Raw genomic sequence first — 15689 nt, 5'->3', positions numbered from 1 at the left:
CCCAGCGCGACAACCCGGGCGACAGCCCGTGCGTCAGCCCAGCACGTCCGACAGCCGGACGAAGCGCCGCCCCGCCGCCAGCAGCCCCGGCACCGCCGCCGCCACACCGGGGGCGGTGCCGCCGCCCGGGTGGTTCATGTGGCCGATCACGATCGATCCCGGCGGGGCCGCCGCGACCTCCTGCCGCACCTCGGAGGCGCTGAGCGTCGCCCCGCCGTCACCGTTCACGGTGAAGCCCGCGACGCGCTCCCCCAGGTCGGCGACCATTCGGGTGGCGACGTCGTCGTAGTGCGCGGTGCCAGAGCGGAAGAACCGCACCGGGTGGCCGAGCAGCCCGGCGAGCTGGTGCGCGTTGCCCACCACCTCGTCGTACACCTCGCCGACGTCGCGGGTGCCGGCGATGCCGTAGGCGGAGCGGCCGCTCACCGAGAGCGGGCGGTGGACGGTGCCGTGGTTGCCGATCTCGAAGAGCGGGTCGGCGGCGAGCCGCTCGAACACGTCCGGGTTGGCGGCGATCCAGCGGGCGTTCAGGAAGAGCGTGGCCGGGACGGAGCGCGCCCGCAGGAAGTCGATCAGGTCGGCGTCGTAGCCGTTCCCGCCGGGGCCGCCGCAGGCGTCGAAGGTGAGCGCCGTCGCCCGTTCGCCGTCCGGCAGCGCGGTGATCACCCCGGCGACCTCCAGCCCCCACTCCTTCGGCGCCGTGCCGCCGTACCGGTCGACCAGCTCCGCCCGGGTCGGCTCCCGGCGCGCGGCCGGAGTGGCCGTCGCAGCCGGGGCAGCCGTCGCGGCCGGGGTAACCGTCGCAGCCGTCGCGGCCGGAGTAGCCGTCGCGGAGAGCGCCGGGGACGGATCCCCCACCCCGCCTCGCGCCGACGGCCGGCACCCCGCCAGCGCGCTCCCGGCCACCGCCGCCAACAGCACCCGCCGGCTCAGTGCCACACCCGTCTCCTCCGCGACGATCCGATCCTCATCATCCTCATGAGAATGAACCGACCGATCGTCGCCACGTGCAACTCGCCGCCCCGACGCCCGCGCCCTTCACCGACCCGCCCCACGCCCGTGGGCCCCGGCGCACCCCTGATTCACCGCCACGGGTGGGGAGCGGACGGACCCGCCCGCCCCGATGCGGGCACCCCGGACAAGGCCGCCGTGACCGGGCGCGGCCCGGCCGTGATCGGTCAGGGCGACGGGGTCCGCAGCGCCAGTCGTTCGCGCAGAACCTGCTCCCAGCCGGCCAGCGCCCGGTCCCGCTCGGTCCAGTGTTCCTGACGCAGCACCGGCTCGGCCGGGTGCAGCCCGCGGACGGCCAGCCAGCGCTCGGCGATCTCGCCGAGCCCGGGGTGGCAGTCCGTCTCCCGCACGTACGCGATCAGGCGGTCGCCCGCCGCCAGGGCGCCCTGCCGGGTGCCGTCCACCAGCTCGTGGAACAGCAGCGCCAGCAGCACCATCCAGCGGTCCGCGCCACCGTGCGTCTCGGCCAGCCGCCGCTCGCCCTCCGCGAGGTGCGTGCGGACCTCGGCTGCCGTGCCGTAACCGGTCCGGGCGACCCCGCGGAAGAGGTACGTCTGCGCCACCCCGACCGCCGCCCGCATCTCCTGGTTGACCTCAAGTGCCCGGTCCAGTACGGCGATCGCCTCCAGCGGGCGGATCCAGGAGAGCACCATGCCGAGGTGCCGCCAGCCGCCGTCCCGTCCGATGCCGGCCGCCGCCAGCTCGGGATCGTCCACCTCCGCCCGCAGATAGCGCTCGGCGTCCGCGAACTCCCCTTGCAGATAGCTGAACTGGCCCAACAGATCGAGCGCCTGGGCCCGGTGGAAGCCGATGGCCGAGTCGAGGTGCGCCCGCGACCAGTCCACCAGCCGTCGGCCGTCGCCGCGCAGCCACTGCACCCAGGCCAGGTCCTTCTCCGCCGTGCTGCGCAGTGGGCTCTCGACCTCCGCCGCCTGCGCGATCAGCCGTTCCGCCTCCGCGTAGCGGCCGGCCTCCTCAAGTGCCTTGCCCAGCCGGTGCCGGACGAACAGGCCGGGGTAGCCGCCGCCGGCCAGCGCCGGGTGGGCGGCGGCCCGTTCCAGCAGCTCCACCGCGATGGCGCGACTGCCCAGGTTGCGCTGGGCGATGCCCTGGCAGGCGAGGGCGAAGGCGGCCGTGGGGCCGTCCGCCGGGACCGGCCAGTCGGCGGTGTCAGCGAGCACCTGGGTGCCGAACCGCAGCCGCAAGCCGTAGGCGAGGTCGTAGAGCCAGTCCGGGACCTCGCCGGTCTCGGCGGTGAGCAGCCCGGCAGTGGTGAAGCCCTCGGCCAGCCGGGCGCGGTCGGCCGTGGTCGGGTCGGCGGCGGTCTCGGCCAGCTGCCCGCCGAGGTGGCCGACCATGCGCTCGGCCGCCCGGCGCCACTCGGCCGTGGACCAGGCGTCGTCGGTGTCCTGGTCGTGCGCGCGGACCGCCTCCCGTACGTATTCGTCGACCGAGTGCCGCAGCCAGCCGGTGCTCCGCTGCTGCACGATCGGGCGGGCCAGGAAGCGGCGCAGCGCACTGTCCCGGGCGTCCGGGACGGCGGCGTTCAGCAGGTCGGCGTCGAAGCCGTGCACCAGCGAGGCGGCGCGCAGCAGCGCCCGCTCCTCGCGGTCCAGGTCGCGCATGATCCGAATGAACATCTCGGCGAAGGTCCCTCCGAAATCGGCCGGTTGGGGCGTTCGTCCGTCGGCGCTGAGCTGGTCGAAGTACTCGGCCGACAGCTCCAGGTACAGCGGAGCTCCGCCGGAGGCCACGATGACGGCCTCTCGGATGTCCAAAGGGATCGCGGGCTCGCCACGCCGGGTCAGCCGCAGCCTCAGGTAGGTGTCGGCGTCGGTCGGCGAGAGGCCGGTCAGCTGGTGCTGGGCGCCGTGGTAGCCGGCCACCTGGAGGTCGCCCTGCCGCTGCTGCGGGAGGGTGACGGCCAGCGTGGGCCAGTAGTTGGGCCCCGAGTAGTGGATCGCCGGGTGGTGCCGGTCGCCCCAGTCGAGCCGGTTGCGCCCGGTGGCAACGAACAGCACGTTGGGCAGCAGGTAGACCAGCCTGGCCAGCCGGTCCTCGAATCCGCCGCCCAGCCGCGGGCGGCGCTCGGTCTTCTCCAGCGTGTCGAGGAAGAACACCACGTCGAGGGGGTGCCGGTGGCTGTGCTCGGCGAGGTCCCAGGAGAGCAGGGCCGGCAGGAACGGCAGTTGCTCGGCCGGGTCCTCGATCTCGGTGATCGCCTCCAGCCCCGGGCAGGTGGCGAGCAACCGGTCCCGGCGGATCCGGTCCCGTATCCTGCTGATCAGCGCGGTGACCGCCCGGCGGGCCAGGCCCGCGATCGGGATCGGCCCGAGCAGCGCGTTGAGGGTCTCGTCGATCTGCTGGGGCAGGTCGGCCACGCCGTTGAGGCGGCGCAGCGCCGAGTCACGGGAGATCACCTGGCCCAGCGGCTCGCCGGGATGGGCCCGCTGCCAGTAGACGGCGAAGGCCAGGTCGAAGGCGGGCCAGTTGCGTTCGCGTTGGCCGACGGCCGCGCGCAGCGCGATGACCAGGTTCTCCAGCTCGGCGAAGGCCGGGTCCTCGAAGTCGATCCGGCAGCCGATCCTGCGCTCGGCGGGCTGGTCGTACTCGCCGTTCCGCAACCGCTGTTCGAGGTGCTTGGACAGCCGGGTCTTGCCGATGCCGCCGAGCCCGTGGAAGACCAGCAGGTTGCGCCGCTGGGCCGGGGCGGTGGCGGTGGGTGCCGCGTGCTGCCGCAGGTCGGCGACGGCCTGGTCGAAGGCCCTGATGAGCGGCCTGCGGTCGACGAAGACGTCCGCGACCTCGATCGCCGAGCGCCGTCGGCCGTCGAACAGCCGGTCCAGCTCCATGCGGGATACCCCCTTGTCGGGGGCTGTCCTTCCCGGCCTTCGTACCGTCAAACTCGCCTTGGGGCGCGTGGAATTCCTGTGCTGCGAGGCTGCGGGCACCGGGTGCTCCGGCGAACCTGCTCCGGACCCGTCCCCGGTGGGACGGTCCGCTTCCTCACCGACGAGGGCCGGCTGCGCCAGGAGTCCCTGCCCACCGACGGCTCCGGCACGGTGGCGTGGCGGACGACGGCCTCGCTCGCCGCCCACGTCCGGGCCGAGGTCCGCCACCCGACGGCGGACGGGACGCCCGGCCGGGGCAGCACGATGGGCCCGGACCTCCTCTGGGGCCCGATGGCGGCCCGCACCAACCCGATCGTGCTCCGCACCGAGGACGCCGAGGACCACTGCCAGGTGGTCCGGACCAGGAGGGGGACGACTCGGGGCGCCGGCGTGGACTAGGTTGATCCCCGAATGCATCAGTCGTAGGAACGAGGCGGTCGGCTGTCCGCATCCGGGTCCGACCGGCCCTTCCGCACTCCGCCCGCCTCGCCCCGGCTACCCGTCCGTCCCCGGCCCGCGAAGGGATCAGCAGCTGTGAACCGTACGACCGTAGGTGGGCCGGAGCTCGGGGGCGGCCGGGGTGCCGGCGGCGTCCTCGTCCTCGTCGACCCGTCCGGGGCCGACCAGAGCCCGGTCGCGGCCCTGCTCGCGGAGGAACTGCACCCGAGCGTCCACCTGCGCGCGCACGACTTCCTGCGGGTCATCCGGCGCGGCCAGCTGCCGCCCCACCTCCCCGAGGCCGAGCGGCAGAACACCACCGCCCTCGCCGCCGCCGCACAGGCCGCCTTCGCCTACGCCACCCGCGGCTACCAGGTCATCGTCGAGTGCCCGGCCGCCCCGTCCACCCTGGACACCTTCCGCCGCGAGAGCCGCACCACCGGCACCGCCCTGCACTACGTCGTCCTCCACCCGGCCCCGGACACCGCCGCCGGCCCCCACACCCTGGACACCAGCGCTCTCACCCCCGAGACCACCGCCAAGTCCATCCTCACCGCCCTCACCCACCGCACCCACCTCCTCGGCTGGTAGCCCCGCCCGCCCCCGAGGCGGGCTGCGCCCGGGCCACGCCTGGGCTACGCCCCCACCGTGCCGTCGATGGCCTCGCGGAGGAAGTCGGCGTGGCCGTTGTGGCGGGCGTACTCGTGGATCAGGTGGAGCATCACCAGGCGCAGCGAGACCTCCGCCTGCCAGCGCGGCTGGTAGCCGGTGACGTCGAGGGAGGCGGCGGCGCGCTCGATCCGGCGGGAGTGCCCGACCTCGGCCTGCCAGGCGGCGAAGGCCTCGGCGCGGGTGGCGCCGGTGGCGTCGTAGGCCGCCTGGTAGTCGCCGTCCTCGGACCAGACCAGCGGGACGTCCTCGCCGTCGATGACGCGCCGGAACCAGGTGCGCTCCACCTCCGCCATGTGCCGGACCAGGCCGAGCAGGGTCAGCGTGGACGGCGGGCTGGAGCGCTGCCGCAGCTGCTCCTCGGTGAGGCCCTCGCACTTCATCGCGAGCGTCGCCCGGTGGAAGTCCAGGAAGGCGCGCAGCATCTCGCGCTCGCCGCCGGTCAGCGGCGGGGCGGGGCGTTCGTCGGTGTTCACGGGATCGTTTCTCCTCTGGCTGTGGAATCCTCGCGGACTGTAACGAACGGATCGCCCTGCCTGACAGCGCATTTCGCTCCCGGCGGCGAGGCGGCGCGGACCCCCTCCGCCACCCAGTAGCATCCACCCCAAGACCGTCACTCGCCGTGTTCGGACGCATACCGGTTTGGGTACGTACCTCGGCGCGCCCGAGGGCCGGGCGACCACAGACCAGGAGACCCAGCGACCCATGGACCAGAACCGCATCCCCCCGACCGTCCGCCGGACCTACGGCGCCGGCGATCTGTCCCAAGCCGCCAGCTTCGCAGGCGGGTTCATCAACTTCGGCTACTGGCAGGGCATGGACCTCACCGCCCCCACCGCAGAGGACCGGGTGCACAGTCAGGAGCAGCTCTACCGCCGGGTCCTGCGGGCGTTCCCGGAGCCACACCCACACCTGCGCCTGGCCGAGGTCGGCTGCGGACGCGGACTCGGCGCCGCCCTCGCGCTGCGCGAGTTCCGGTTCGCCGCCGTCACCGGGGTCGACATCCACCCCGACCAGATCGAACGCGCCCGCGCCGTCAACGCCAAGGCCCTGGCCACCTACCCCGATCGGCTCGCCTACACCCTCGGCTCCGCTGACGATCTCCCCTTCGCCGACGCCTCCTTGGACGGCGTCTACTCCGTCGAGGCCGCCCAGCACTTCCGCGGCCTCACCGGCTTCGCCCGCGAGGCCGCCCGCGTGCTACGCCCAGGCGGCCGACTCGTCGTCACCACCTTCTTCGCCACCGACGGCCCCGACATCGCCGAACGCCTCAGCATCCTCCTCGCCAGCTTCGCCGACGGCCTCGACGTCCCCCACCCGCTCACCACCTTCACCCGCGACCTCACCGCCGCCGGCTTCACCGCCGTCACCACCGAGACCATCGGCCCCGACGTCTGGCCCGGCCTCGACCGCTACCTCGCCGAGACCGTCCCACCCGGCCACTGGACCCGCAACTTCCTCCCCGCCTGGCACAACGGCCTCCTCGACTACCACGTCATCACCGCCCACCGCCCCTGACCCGCCACCCCCATCAGCGTGCCGACCTGCCTGCCGCCCCGGCAGGACGGCACGCTCCGGGTCCCGCACCGTGGCGGTCACCCTGCCCCGACGGCACCCAGCCCCGGGGCCCGGGTCCGCCGCGCAGGCGGGGTTCGGAGCCCGACGTTACGTCCAGGCCCACCGGATGCCCGCGGCCCCCGGCCCCAGGGCGGCGGCGACCACGTGCGCGAGGTGGTGGCTGTCCAGAGTCAGGTCGGCCGTGCCGTCGGCCGGCCCGTCCGAGTCGCGGGCCGTGAACCACTGGCACTGCACCGGGAGTTCGGCCGGGTCGAAGCGCACCCGCAGGACGTAGTGGTCGGCGGGGAAGCGGAAGGCGGCGCGGTACCGGCAACACTCGGCGTCGCTGTGGGGGCGCACCTCGAAGGAGAACACCTGGGTCTCGGAGCAGTGCAGCGAGCGGTCGAAGAGCAGCTCCGCGAGCACCACCCGGGCCTCCGGGTCGCGGCGCACCCGGCCCAGCCGGCAGCTGTCCCCGGCCAGGATCTCGACGGCGTCCTGGTCCACGCCCTCGTCGCAGTCGTAGATCACCAGGGCCCGGTCGACCCCGTCCTGGCGGGCCCGGATCGCCAGCATCGAGCTGAGCGCCGCCAGTTCGTGGTGCGGCCCGACCGTCACCGTCGCGTACTCGGTGACCACCTGGAGCTTTCCGGCGGCCGGGCTGTCCAGTGCCGCGAGCAGCCCGTCCAGGTCGCCGGGGGTGCGCACGATCTGGGGGTACGGGCGGGGCGGACGGGGGGCGCGGGCCGCCGCACCACGCGGTCGCGGCGGCCCGAGCAGGACGGTGAGCGAGCGCGGCGGCAGCCCGAGGATCTCCTCCAACGCGGCCACCACCCGTAACGACTCCGGGCGCTCCGGCCGGCGCAGCCCGCGTTGCCAGTAGCTCAGGGTGGTGACGGCGATCCGCAGGCCGCTCTCGGCCAGCCGGCTGCGCAGCCGTTCCAGCGGCAGGCCGCGGGCCTCGATCGCGGTGCGCAGCGCGACGTCGAAGGGCCCGTTCCGCAGCGCGGCCAGTACGGCACCGTCCTCGGGCACGGCACCGGACGGCGGCTTCTGACGACTGGCCATCGGGACTCCCGGGGCTACTGGCCCGCCGTCCGGGCGCGCCCTCGACCTCGACTCCCCCGCCCGGCCACGGCCACGGGCCCTGGTCAACCCTCGACGCCCGGCGGGCGGTGCGCCACACTCTCCCCAGCAGCATCCGCGCTCCCAACGCACCGGCACGACGTCACGATCCACCGCCACATCGGAGAGCCACACGGTGACCACTCGTCAACTGCTGGAGATCGCCTTCTCGTCCGGCCGGTCCGGCGCCGGACCCGCCACCTGGGGCCAACAGGCCATCCGGGACGCCGTGAGCCGGCTGGCCCCGGCCGACGTGCCGCGGTACAACATCGCCACCGCGGCTCCGCTCGCCCCCGGGCTGCCGCTGCCCGTCCTGCTCGACGGCCTGGCGCGGCTGCTGCACCTGCACGACTCCCTGCACACCCGACTGGTGCCGGGCGAGGACGGTCGGCTGCTCCAAGTGCTGGACGCGGAGGGCAGGTTGGGCATCGAGGTCCGCCACTGCGCGGAGGGGTGCGACCCGGCGCAGGCGGGCGGCCGGCTGCACGACGAACTCGCGGCGCAGCCGTTCGACACCGCCGCGCAGTGGCCGATCCGGGTCGGTGTGGTGGAGGCGGGCGGGTTGGCCCGGTACGTGAGCCTGGTGCTCTCGCACACCGCGGTCGACGGCACGGGGATGAACCGCCTGGTGGCGGACCTGACCGCGCTCTGCCTGGGCACCTCGCCGGACGAGCTGGCCAAGCTGCGCGAGCCTGGCCAACAGCCCCTGGAGGAGGCGGAGTTCCAGGTGTCGGAGCGCGGGCAGCGGCGGGACGCGGGCGCCCGCAAGCAGTTCCTGCGCAAGCTCCGGTCGGCCCCGGCCCGACTGTTTCCGCAGCCGTCCGGGCCTGCCGACGCGTTCCCGAACGCCGTGCTGCGCTCGCCGGCGCTGCCCGGCGCGGTGGAACGCGTGGCGGCCGCCCACCGGGTGAGCTCCTCCTCGGTGCTGCTGGCGGCGACGGCCACGATGACGGCCCGACTGTCGGGTTCGGCGGAGGCGGTGCTGAGCGTCGTGGTCAGCAACCGCTTCCGGCCCGAGCTGACCAACGCGGTGAGCGTGGTCGCGGGCGACGGCCTGTTCCATCTCCCGGACGCCACCGCCGAGTTCGGCGACGTCGTGCGGCGCACACACGCTGCCGCGATCGGCACCTACCGCCACGCCTACTACGACAGGCTCCGGTTGGACGCCGAGATCGGGCGGCTCGCCGCCGACGGCGTCCCGCTCGCCGACCGGTCCTGCGTCTTCAACGACACCCGCGAGCTGGTTCTGGCCGCTCCCGGCACCGACACCGGCGGCGACCGGACCACCCTGACCTGGCCGGTGGAGTTCGAACCGCGCCCCGGCCTGACGTACGCCCTGGACGCGCTGCAGTTCCCGGACGCGCTCAGCCTGACCATGACGGCCGACCCGGCCGTGCTCCCGCGCCCGGCGATGGAGCGCTTCCTGTACGGGATCGAGGAGTTGATCCTCACCGAGGCCCGCGCCGCCGAAGCGGGCTGACCCCGGTACCCGACACCGGCCGGACCGCGTCGCCATGGCCCCGACGACGCGGTTCCGGGCCGCCGCGGAGACGGCACGCCGCCGGCTCCTCCGCGCGGCGGGCGAGCGCCGGCCCCCGCATGCCGGCCGACCCCCGCCGCTACGCTGGCCCCATGCGGATCCTCGTCCTCGGCGGCACCTCCTTCGTCGGCCGCGCGATCGCCGACCACGCCCTGCGCGACGGTGCCGAGGTCACCCTGTTCACCCGCGGCCGGACCAACCCCGGTCTCTTCCCCGCCGCCACCCACCTCATCGGCGACCGCGACACCGGCGACCACACCGCCCTGCGCGACGGCCGCTGGGACGCGGTGGTGGACGTCAGCGGCTACCGCCCCCGCCAGGTCGACCAGGCGATGGCCGCACTCGGCGACCGGGTCGGCCGCTACCTGTTCATCTCCAGCCACGCGGTGTACGAGCGGACCGGCCTCGCCCCCGGCTCGGACGAGTCCGCCCCGCGCCGCGCACCGCTGCGCGACGCCGAGCAGCTGACCGAGGAGACGTACGGCCGGCTCAAGGTCGCCTGCGAGGACGCCGTCACCGCCCGCTACGGCGACCGGGCGACGATCGTGCGGCCCGGAAAGGTCGCCGGCCCCCACGACGACCAGCGCGGGCTCACCTACTGGGCCCGCCGGGCCGCCCGGGGCGGGCGGGTCGCGCTGCCGGGGCGGCCGGAGCAGCCCGTCCAGGTGGTCGACGTCCGCGACCTGGCCCGGCTGGTGGGCCGGCTGCTCCAGGACGACCGGGCGGGCGCCTTCCACGCCGTCGGCCCGGCCGAGCCGACCACGCTGGGCCGGCTGATCGCCACCTGCGCCGAGGTGGCGGGCACCGAGGTGGAGGTCGTCCCGGTGCCGCCGGAGAGCGCGCCGCCGCCGTTCTTCCCGCTGGTCCGCGCCGAGCCGCTCTGGCCCGGCCAACAGCGCAGCGCCGCCCGGGCGCGCGCGGCCGGGCTGCCGGCGACCCCGCTCGCGGTCACCGCCGCCGACGTGCTCGCCTGGGACAGGGCGCGCGGCGAACCTCCGCTCGGCCACGGCTTCACGCCCGAGCAGGAGGCCCGGGTGCTGGCCGAGTCGGCGGGCCTACGGTGACCGCCGACCCGCGCGTCACCGCGATGCGCCCCGAGCACCCGTCCTGACCGGTTGTCAGTGGCACCCGCTATGGTCGGCCCCGAACGATCCCACCAGCACCTGCACCAGCGCCACCAGGGGGCACCATGACCTCGCACCGCACCACCGCGCAGAGCGCCGGGCCACGCACCGCCCCGCCCGGCGCGCCGCTGAGCACCGCCGATCTCGTCGAGGGCTGGCGGCGGGTCGGCGTCCGCGAGGGCATGGCGGTGATCGTGCACTCCTCGCTCTCCAGCCTCGGCCGGGTCGACGGCGGCGCCGCGGCCGTGGTGGCCAGCCTGCGCGAGGCGGTCGGGCCCGGCGGCACGGTCGCGGTGCCCACGTTCACCGGCGATGTCGTCAGCGACCCGGCACCGGAGCACACCGGCCTTCCGAGCCCCGAGATCGCCGAACGGCGGGCCGCCGTCCCGCTGTTCCACGCCGGGCTCCCCTCCCGGATGGGCGCCGTCCCGGAGGCGCTGCGCGCGCTGCCGGAGAGCCTGCGCAGCACACATCCGCAGGCCTCGGTCGCCGCGGTCGGGGCGCACGCCCGGGAGGTCACCGTCCGCCGCTCACTGGGCTTCGCGGTCGGTCGCGAGTCGCCCTTCGGCGCGCTGCACGACCTCGGCGGGTACGTGCTGCTGATCGGCGTCGGGCACAACCGCAACACCTTCCTGCACTACGCGGAGACCTTCGCGCCCAACCGCCGGCTCAAGCTCCGCCGCTTCCCGATGGCGATCCAGGGCGAGCGGGTCTGGATCGAGGCGCCCGACGTGGGCAACGACAACAGCACCCACTTCCCCGTCGTGGGGCGGGAGTTCGAGGAGCAGGCGGGCATCCGCGAGGTGCTGGTCGGCAGCGCGCCCTGCCGGCTGATCCCGGTCCGGGAGCTCATACCCTTCGCCGTCCGCCGCCTCACCGAGCTGCTGGCGGCCGACGGCCCCGGAGCGGCGTAGCCCGATCGACCGCCCGCTTCCTCAAGCGGCCGACCGGACCACACCCGTCACCAGGTCACCAGGTCACCTGCTCACCTGCTCACCTGCTCACCTGCTCACCTGCTCACCGCAGACGCGCCAGGCCTCAATGCTCCGCGTCGTGCAGCGAGTTGGTCTCCTGGATCTTCTTCCAGGACTTCGGCTCCACCGGCAGCTGCCCGTCGGCCCGACCCGCGTCCGCCCCCGGCGCCAGCGAGGCCGCCCCGGCGGGCGCCGGCCCGGTGGCCGGCTTGGCTGCCGTGAACAGCCAGGTGGTGAAGAGGTCCCCGAGCTTCTTCCCGGAGATCTTCTCCGCGTACGCCTGGAAGTCCTGGACGGTGGCGTTGCCGTAGCGGTGCTCGGCCGGCCAGCCCTTCAGGATCCGGAAGAACGCGTCGTCCCCGACGGCGTTGCGCAGCGCCTGGATGGCCACCGCGCCCCGGTCGTAGACGGCGTTCGAGAACTGGTCGGCCGCGCCCGGGTCGCCCGGCTTGACGCTCCAGAACGCGTCGTCGGCCGGGTGCGAGGCGTAGACGTAGTCGGCGAGCTCCTGCGCCGTGCCCTCGTTCTCGTGCTCGGACCAGAGGAACTGCGCGTACCGGGCGAAGCCCTCGTTCAGCCAGATGTCGCTCCAGTGCGAGACCGAGACGCTGTCGCCGTACCACTGGTGGGCCAGCTCGTGCACGACGACCGAGGTGTTGGTGCCGCGCGCGAACTGCCGGGGGCTGTAGAAGACCCGGGTCTGGGTCTCCAGGGCGAAGCCGGTCTTGACGTTGGGCACGTAGCCGCCGACCGAGCTGAACGGGTAGTCGCCGAAGTAGCCGCTCAGCCAGTCGACCAGCTCACCGGTGCGCTCGACGCTGGCCCTGGCCGCGTCGGCGTTCTCGCCGAGGTCCTTGCTGTACGCGTTGTAGACGGGCAGCCCGCTCGGCGTGGTGTCGGTCGTGACGTCGAACTTGCCGACCGCGAGGGTGGCCAGGTAGGTCGCCTGCGGCTTGTTCTCGCGCCAGCTGTAGCGGGTCCAGCCGGCCTGGGAGGTGGCGCCGGTCAGGATGCCGTTGCTGATCACCTGGTTGCCGTCCGGCACCTGGACCGAGACGTCGAAGGTGGCCTTGTCGCTCGGGTGGTCGTTGCTCGGGAACCACCACCACGCCGACTCGGGCTCGCCGGCCGCCACCGCACCGTCCGGCGTGCGCAGCCAGGCGGTGAAGCCGTACTTCTTCACGGTGGACGGGACGCCCTTGTAGCGGACCACCACGGTGGCCTGGCCGCCCTTGGCGAGCGGCCGGGCGGGCGTGATCTCCAGTTCCTGCTCACCGCTGGTGGCGAAGGTCGCCGGTCGCCCGTTGACCCGGACCTCCTGGACGTTCAGCGCGAAGTCCAGGTTGAACCGGGAGAGGTTCTCGGTCGCCGTGGCGAGGATGGTGGTGGTGCCCTCCAGTTCGTCGGTGGCGGGCTGGTATTTCAGCCGGATGTCGTAGTGCGAGACGCGGTACCCGCCGTTTCCGTAGGTCGGGTAGTACGAGTCGCCGGCCCCGGCCGCGCCGGGTTGGAAGTCGGTCGCCGAGGCGGGGACGGCCAGGAACAGGCTCAGGGCGCTGGCGGCAGAGACGATCAGCCTCTTGCGCACGTGGTCCTCCAGGGTCACTGGGACGATGGGTCGGATCGATCCTTGTCCCGGCGGCCCCGGGTCCACTCCCTGATCGTGAGATGTTCATGAAAAGAAACAGGCCGAAATGGCAGCGCCGCGACGCCGTCACACGCCACACCGGCCCCGCACGCCCCGGCAGCCCCTCACCCCCTGCCGTCGACCCTGCTGCCGACCCCTGCCGCCGTCACCCTCCGAGCGCCACCGGTGCCCGCACCAGCGAGCCGTACTCCGTCCACGAGCCGTCGTAGTTCTTGACGTGCGGGTACCCCAGCAGCTCGGTGAGCGCGAACCAGGTGTGCGCGGAGCGCTCGCCGATCCGGCAGTACGCGATCACCTCGCGCTCCGGCTCCACGCCCTTCCCCCCGTACAGCGCCCGCAGCTCCTCCGCCGAGCGGAACGACCCGTCGTCGTTGGCCGCCTGCGACCAGGGGACGTTGACCGCGCCGGGGATGTGCCCGGGCACCTGCGCCTGTTCCTGCGGCAGGTGCGGCGGTGCGATCAGCTCGCCCCGGTACTCGGCGGGCGAGCGGACGTCGACCAGCACCGCGTCCGAGCCGGGCTTGGCGAACACCTCGGCCTTGCCGAGCACTTCGTCCCGCAGCGCCCGCAGCTCCGGGCGCTCGGGCCCGGTCAGCCGGTAGGTGGTGTGCTGGTAGTCCATCACCTCTTCGGTGAGCCCGCGCCCCTCCAGCTCCCACTTCTTCCGCCCGCCGTCCAGCAGCCGCACCGGCCCGAAGCCGCGCAGCCGCAGCAGCCAGTAGGCGTACGCGGCGAACCAGTTGTTGTTGCCGCCGTAGAGCACCACGGTGGTGTCGTCCTCCACCCCGGCCGCTCGCAGCAGGTGCTGGACGCCCTCCCGGTCGGCGTAGTCGCGGCCGACCCGGCTGTGCAGGTCGGTCGTCCAGTTCCAGCCGACCGCGCCGGGGATGTGGTCCCGGTCGTAGGCGGTGGTGTCCTCGTCCACCTCGACGACCCGGATCGTCCCGTCGTTCAGGTGGTGGGCCAGCCACTCGGTGCGGACCAGCGCCTCGGGGTGTGCGTAGCCGTTGCCGGTCATCGCAGGCCCTCCTTCACTCTGCCCAGGCTGCGGCGCCCGACCACGGGCACGAGGAGGCGCCGGCGACCGGGCCGGACAGTTCGAAATTACGCCGACCGTCCGACCCGGGCCACTCCGCGGTCCCGGCGGCTCAGGAGAAGACGACCGAGCGCAGCTTCAGCCGGTCGCCGAGCTTCCTGCCGGGGTTCATGACGTAGAAGACATCGCCCGAGCAGTGCTCGTCGAGGAACACCGTGGCCGTCGATTTGGTGAGGTTCTCGGGTGCGAAGCCCGGGTGGTCCTCAGTGGTCCCGAACAGATCGATGCACACCCGGCTCTCCGGGTCGGCCAGCCCGGCCAGCACACCGGGCCCGACCTTGTACAGGAATTCACCGGTGGCGGCATTGGCCGACATCGGCACGGCGAGGACGAGGGCGACGGCGCTGGCGACGGCGAGCGCGGCATTGCGGAGACGCATGCGTGAGGGCCTTTCAGGTGGTACTCGGTGGTACCTGGTGAATTGGTGCGAGATCACCCTAGAGGCCCAAAATTCGCAGAAACGGTTCTTCCAATCCACCCTTTCGAGTGGTTTAAAAGTCAAAGCCGCTACCCCGCCATCTTTTCGCATCCACTCAAGGTCGGCGGAGCAACCCGCTCAGTTCGGCGGGGCCGTGAAGAAGTACCCCGAGTCGAGCAGCACCGGCAGGTACGCCTTCATCGCCGCCACCGTCTGCGAGCGGTCCCCACCGCCGTCGTGGTTGAGCACGATGGACCCGGGCCGGACGTTCTTGAGGACCCGCTCGGTGATCGCCGAGGTCCCGGGCCGGGCCCAGTCCCGCGGGTCCACCGACCAGCACATCGGCCGCATCCCGAGGTCGGCGCTCACCTTGAGCGTGACCGCCGGCCAGTCCCCGCCGGGCGACCGGAACCAGGTCGGCTGGCGTCCGGTGGTCCGGTGCAGCAGGTCGGAGGTGCGCTCCAGTTCGTCCCGCACCCGGCCCTCGGACATGTGCCGCAGGTCGGGATGGGTCCAGGTGTGGTTGGCGATGTGGTGGCCGTGGTCGGCGATCTCCCGCACCAGGGCCGGGTGCTCGACGGCGTTCTCACCGATCAGGAAGAAGGTCGCCCGGATCCCGTGCTGCTGGAGCAGCGCCAGCACGGTCGGCGTGTACCGGGGGTCCGGCCCGTCGTCGATGGTGAGCGCCACCGCCCGCCGGTCCGGGCCGAGTTCGTACAACGGCTTGGCTTCCGCCGCCGTGAGCACCCGGTGGACGGGCTCCTTGTTCGGCGCGGGGGCGGAGGGCGGCGGGCTGCTGGGGAGCGGCGAGGGCGTCTTGGAGGGGGTGGCCGGAGCGGCGCCCGGCTTCCCCTCCCCGCCCGCCGCACCCGCCGTGGTCGCCGTGGCGCCCGCGGCGGCGTCCGGTGTGGCGCCGTCGCCGCTGCTCCAGGGGCTCCGGCAGCCGGCCGCCCCGAGCAGGGACATCCCGGCCGCGACCAGCAACAAGCGACGGGAAGACATTCGAGATGAAATCTGATGATCTGACAGCATTCTGAATGCTTCCCCCGCGCACCGCCGTCGCTCTCCGGGCTCAACTCCGACGGACCCGATCACCACTCAGACGGCGCAAGCGCACCCCGCCCCCGCAGGACTTCCCCGCTACACCCCCACCGGACGCCCCGCCTCCCCTCCGGACCGCTACGCTGAGCCCTCCCCA

14 protein-coding genes are annotated in these 15689 nt (G+C 73.7%); 6 read left to right on the top strand and 8 right to left on the bottom strand.

Annotation, left to right across the window (positions count from 1 at the left end):
- Positions 1-33: 33 nt before the first annotated feature.
- Complete coding sequence (locus ACIOJE_RS25805) at positions 34-939, bottom strand: polysaccharide deacetylase family protein (RefSeq protein ID WP_400779152.1); 906 nt, start codon at positions 937-939, stop codon at positions 34-36.
- A gap of 239 nt (positions 940-1178) precedes the next feature.
- Positions 1179-3863, bottom strand: a complete 2685-nt coding sequence (locus ACIOJE_RS25800; RefSeq protein ID WP_400779150.1) for a hypothetical protein — start codon at positions 3861-3863, stop codon at positions 1179-1181.
- Between the two features lie 102 nt (positions 3864-3965).
- Between ACIOJE_RS25800 and ACIOJE_RS25795 the strand changes: the two genes are divergently transcribed.
- Together ACIOJE_RS25795 and ACIOJE_RS25790 are read left to right on the top strand one after the other, a co-directional pair.
- Positions 3966-4301 (top strand): hypothetical protein, encoded by a 336-nt coding sequence (locus ACIOJE_RS25795; protein WP_400779148.1) that lies wholly within the window; start codon positions 3966-3968, stop codon positions 4299-4301.
- Between the two features lie 135 nt (positions 4302-4436).
- Positions 4437-4931 (top strand): hypothetical protein, encoded by a 495-nt coding sequence (locus ACIOJE_RS25790; protein ID WP_280684100.1) that lies wholly within the window; start codon positions 4437-4439, stop codon positions 4929-4931.
- A 44-nt stretch (positions 4932-4975) separates the two neighbouring features.
- Here ACIOJE_RS25790 and ACIOJE_RS25785 read toward each other — a convergent pair whose 3' ends face one another.
- Positions 4976-5434: a DinB family protein gene (locus ACIOJE_RS25785; RefSeq protein ID WP_280684144.1), complete on the bottom strand. Its 459-nt coding sequence runs from the start codon at positions 5432-5434 to the stop codon at positions 4976-4978.
- A 280-nt stretch (positions 5435-5714) separates the two neighbouring features.
- Between ACIOJE_RS25785 and ACIOJE_RS25780 the strand changes: the two genes are divergently transcribed.
- On the top strand, positions 5715-6527 hold the full coding sequence (locus ACIOJE_RS25780) for a class I SAM-dependent methyltransferase (protein ID WP_280684102.1): 813 nt from the start codon (positions 5715-5717) through the stop codon (positions 6525-6527).
- A gap of 147 nt (positions 6528-6674) precedes the next feature.
- Here ACIOJE_RS25780 and ACIOJE_RS25775 read toward each other — a convergent pair whose 3' ends face one another.
- Positions 6675-7634 carry a hypothetical protein gene (locus ACIOJE_RS25775; RefSeq protein ID WP_280684104.1) on the bottom strand — a complete coding sequence of 320 codons (960 nt, stop codon included), beginning with the start codon at positions 7632-7634 and terminating at the stop codon, positions 6675-6677.
- A 193-nt stretch (positions 7635-7827) separates the two neighbouring features.
- Here ACIOJE_RS25775 and ACIOJE_RS25770 point away from each other — a divergent pair, with 193 nt between their 5' ends.
- The 3 genes from ACIOJE_RS25770 (at position 7828) to ACIOJE_RS25760 (ending at position 11269) form a co-directional block, all read left to right on the top strand.
- On the top strand, positions 7828-9171 hold the full coding sequence (locus ACIOJE_RS25770; RefSeq protein WP_280684106.1) for a condensation domain-containing protein: 1344 nt from the start codon (positions 7828-7830) through the stop codon (positions 9169-9171).
- Positions 9172-9323: 152 nt separating this feature from the next.
- Positions 9324-10295 carry an NAD-dependent epimerase/dehydratase family protein gene (locus tag ACIOJE_RS25765; protein ID WP_280684108.1) on the top strand — a complete coding sequence of 324 codons (972 nt, stop codon included), beginning with the start codon at positions 9324-9326 and terminating at the stop codon, positions 10293-10295.
- Positions 10296-10420: 125 nt separating this feature from the next.
- Positions 10421-11269: an AAC(3) family N-acetyltransferase gene (locus ACIOJE_RS25760; RefSeq protein ID WP_280684110.1), complete on the top strand. Its 849-nt coding sequence runs from the start codon at positions 10421-10423 to the stop codon at positions 11267-11269.
- Positions 11270-11393: 124 nt separating this feature from the next.
- Here the strand turns inward: ACIOJE_RS25760 and ACIOJE_RS25755 are convergent, their stop codons facing one another.
- The 4 genes from ACIOJE_RS25755 to ACIOJE_RS25740 all read right to left on the bottom strand — a co-directional run bounded on the left by ACIOJE_RS25755 (position 11394) and on the right by ACIOJE_RS25740 (position 15493).
- On the bottom strand, positions 11394-12917 hold the full coding sequence (locus ACIOJE_RS25755) for a M1 family metallopeptidase (RefSeq protein ID WP_400779144.1): 1524 nt from the start codon (positions 12915-12917) through the stop codon (positions 11394-11396).
- Positions 12918-13122: 205 nt separating this feature from the next.
- The gene (locus ACIOJE_RS25750) at positions 13123-13995 is read right to left on the bottom strand and encodes a sulfurtransferase (protein ID WP_280684114.1); all 873 of its coding nucleotides are present in this window, start codon (positions 13993-13995) and stop codon (positions 13123-13125) included.
- Positions 13996-14125: 130 nt separating this feature from the next.
- Positions 14126-14452: a hypothetical protein gene (locus ACIOJE_RS25745; RefSeq protein ID WP_280684116.1), complete on the bottom strand. Its 327-nt coding sequence runs from the start codon at positions 14450-14452 to the stop codon at positions 14126-14128.
- 177 nt (positions 14453-14629) lie between these two features.
- Positions 14630-15493 (bottom strand): polysaccharide deacetylase family protein, encoded by an 864-nt coding sequence (locus tag ACIOJE_RS25740; protein WP_400779141.1) that lies wholly within the window; start codon positions 15491-15493, stop codon positions 14630-14632.
- Positions 15494-15689: the final 196 nt, after the last annotated feature.

Source organism: Kitasatospora sp. NPDC087861, assembly GCF_044742585.1.
Taxonomy (GTDB): Bacteria; Actinomycetota; Actinomycetes; order Streptomycetales; family Streptomycetaceae; genus Kitasatospora.
Note: the sequence above shows the minus strand (reverse complement) of the source record. Positions and strands in the feature narration are given on the sequence as shown.

What these genes read in the sequence shown, in the direction of transcription:
- ACIOJE_RS25765 (WP_280684108.1), top strand. Translation starts at nt 9,324, where the DNA reads ATGCGGATCCTCGTCCTCGGCGGCACCTCCTTCGTCGGCCGCGCGATC.
- ACIOJE_RS25785 (WP_280684144.1), bottom strand. Translation starts at nt 5,434, where the DNA reads ATGCTGCGCGCCTTCCTGGACTTCCACCGGGCGACGCTCGCGATGAAG.
- ACIOJE_RS25775 (WP_280684104.1), bottom strand. Translation starts at nt 7,634, where the DNA reads ATGGCCAGTCGTCAGAAGCCGCCGTCCGGTGCCGTGCCCGAGGACGGT.
- ACIOJE_RS25750 (WP_280684114.1), bottom strand. Translation starts at nt 13,995, where the DNA reads ATGACCGGCAACGGCTACGCACACCCCGAGGCGCTGGTCCGCACCGAG.
- ACIOJE_RS25780 (WP_280684102.1), top strand. Translation starts at nt 5,715, where the DNA reads ATGGACCAGAACCGCATCCCCCCGACCGTCCGCCGGACCTACGGCGCC.
- ACIOJE_RS25760 (WP_280684110.1), top strand. Translation starts at nt 10,421, where the DNA reads ATGACCTCGCACCGCACCACCGCGCAGAGCGCCGGGCCACGCACCGCC.
- ACIOJE_RS25740 (WP_400779141.1), bottom strand. Translation starts at nt 15,493, where the DNA reads ATGTCTTCCCGTCGCTTGTTGCTGGTCGCGGCCGGGATGTCCCTGCTC.
- ACIOJE_RS25745 (WP_280684116.1), bottom strand. Translation starts at nt 14,452, where the DNA reads ATGCGTCTCCGCAATGCCGCGCTCGCCGTCGCCAGCGCCGTCGCCCTC.
- ACIOJE_RS25800 (WP_400779150.1), bottom strand. Translation starts at nt 3,863, where the DNA reads ATGGAGCTGGACCGGCTGTTCGACGGCCGACGGCGCTCGGCGATCGAG.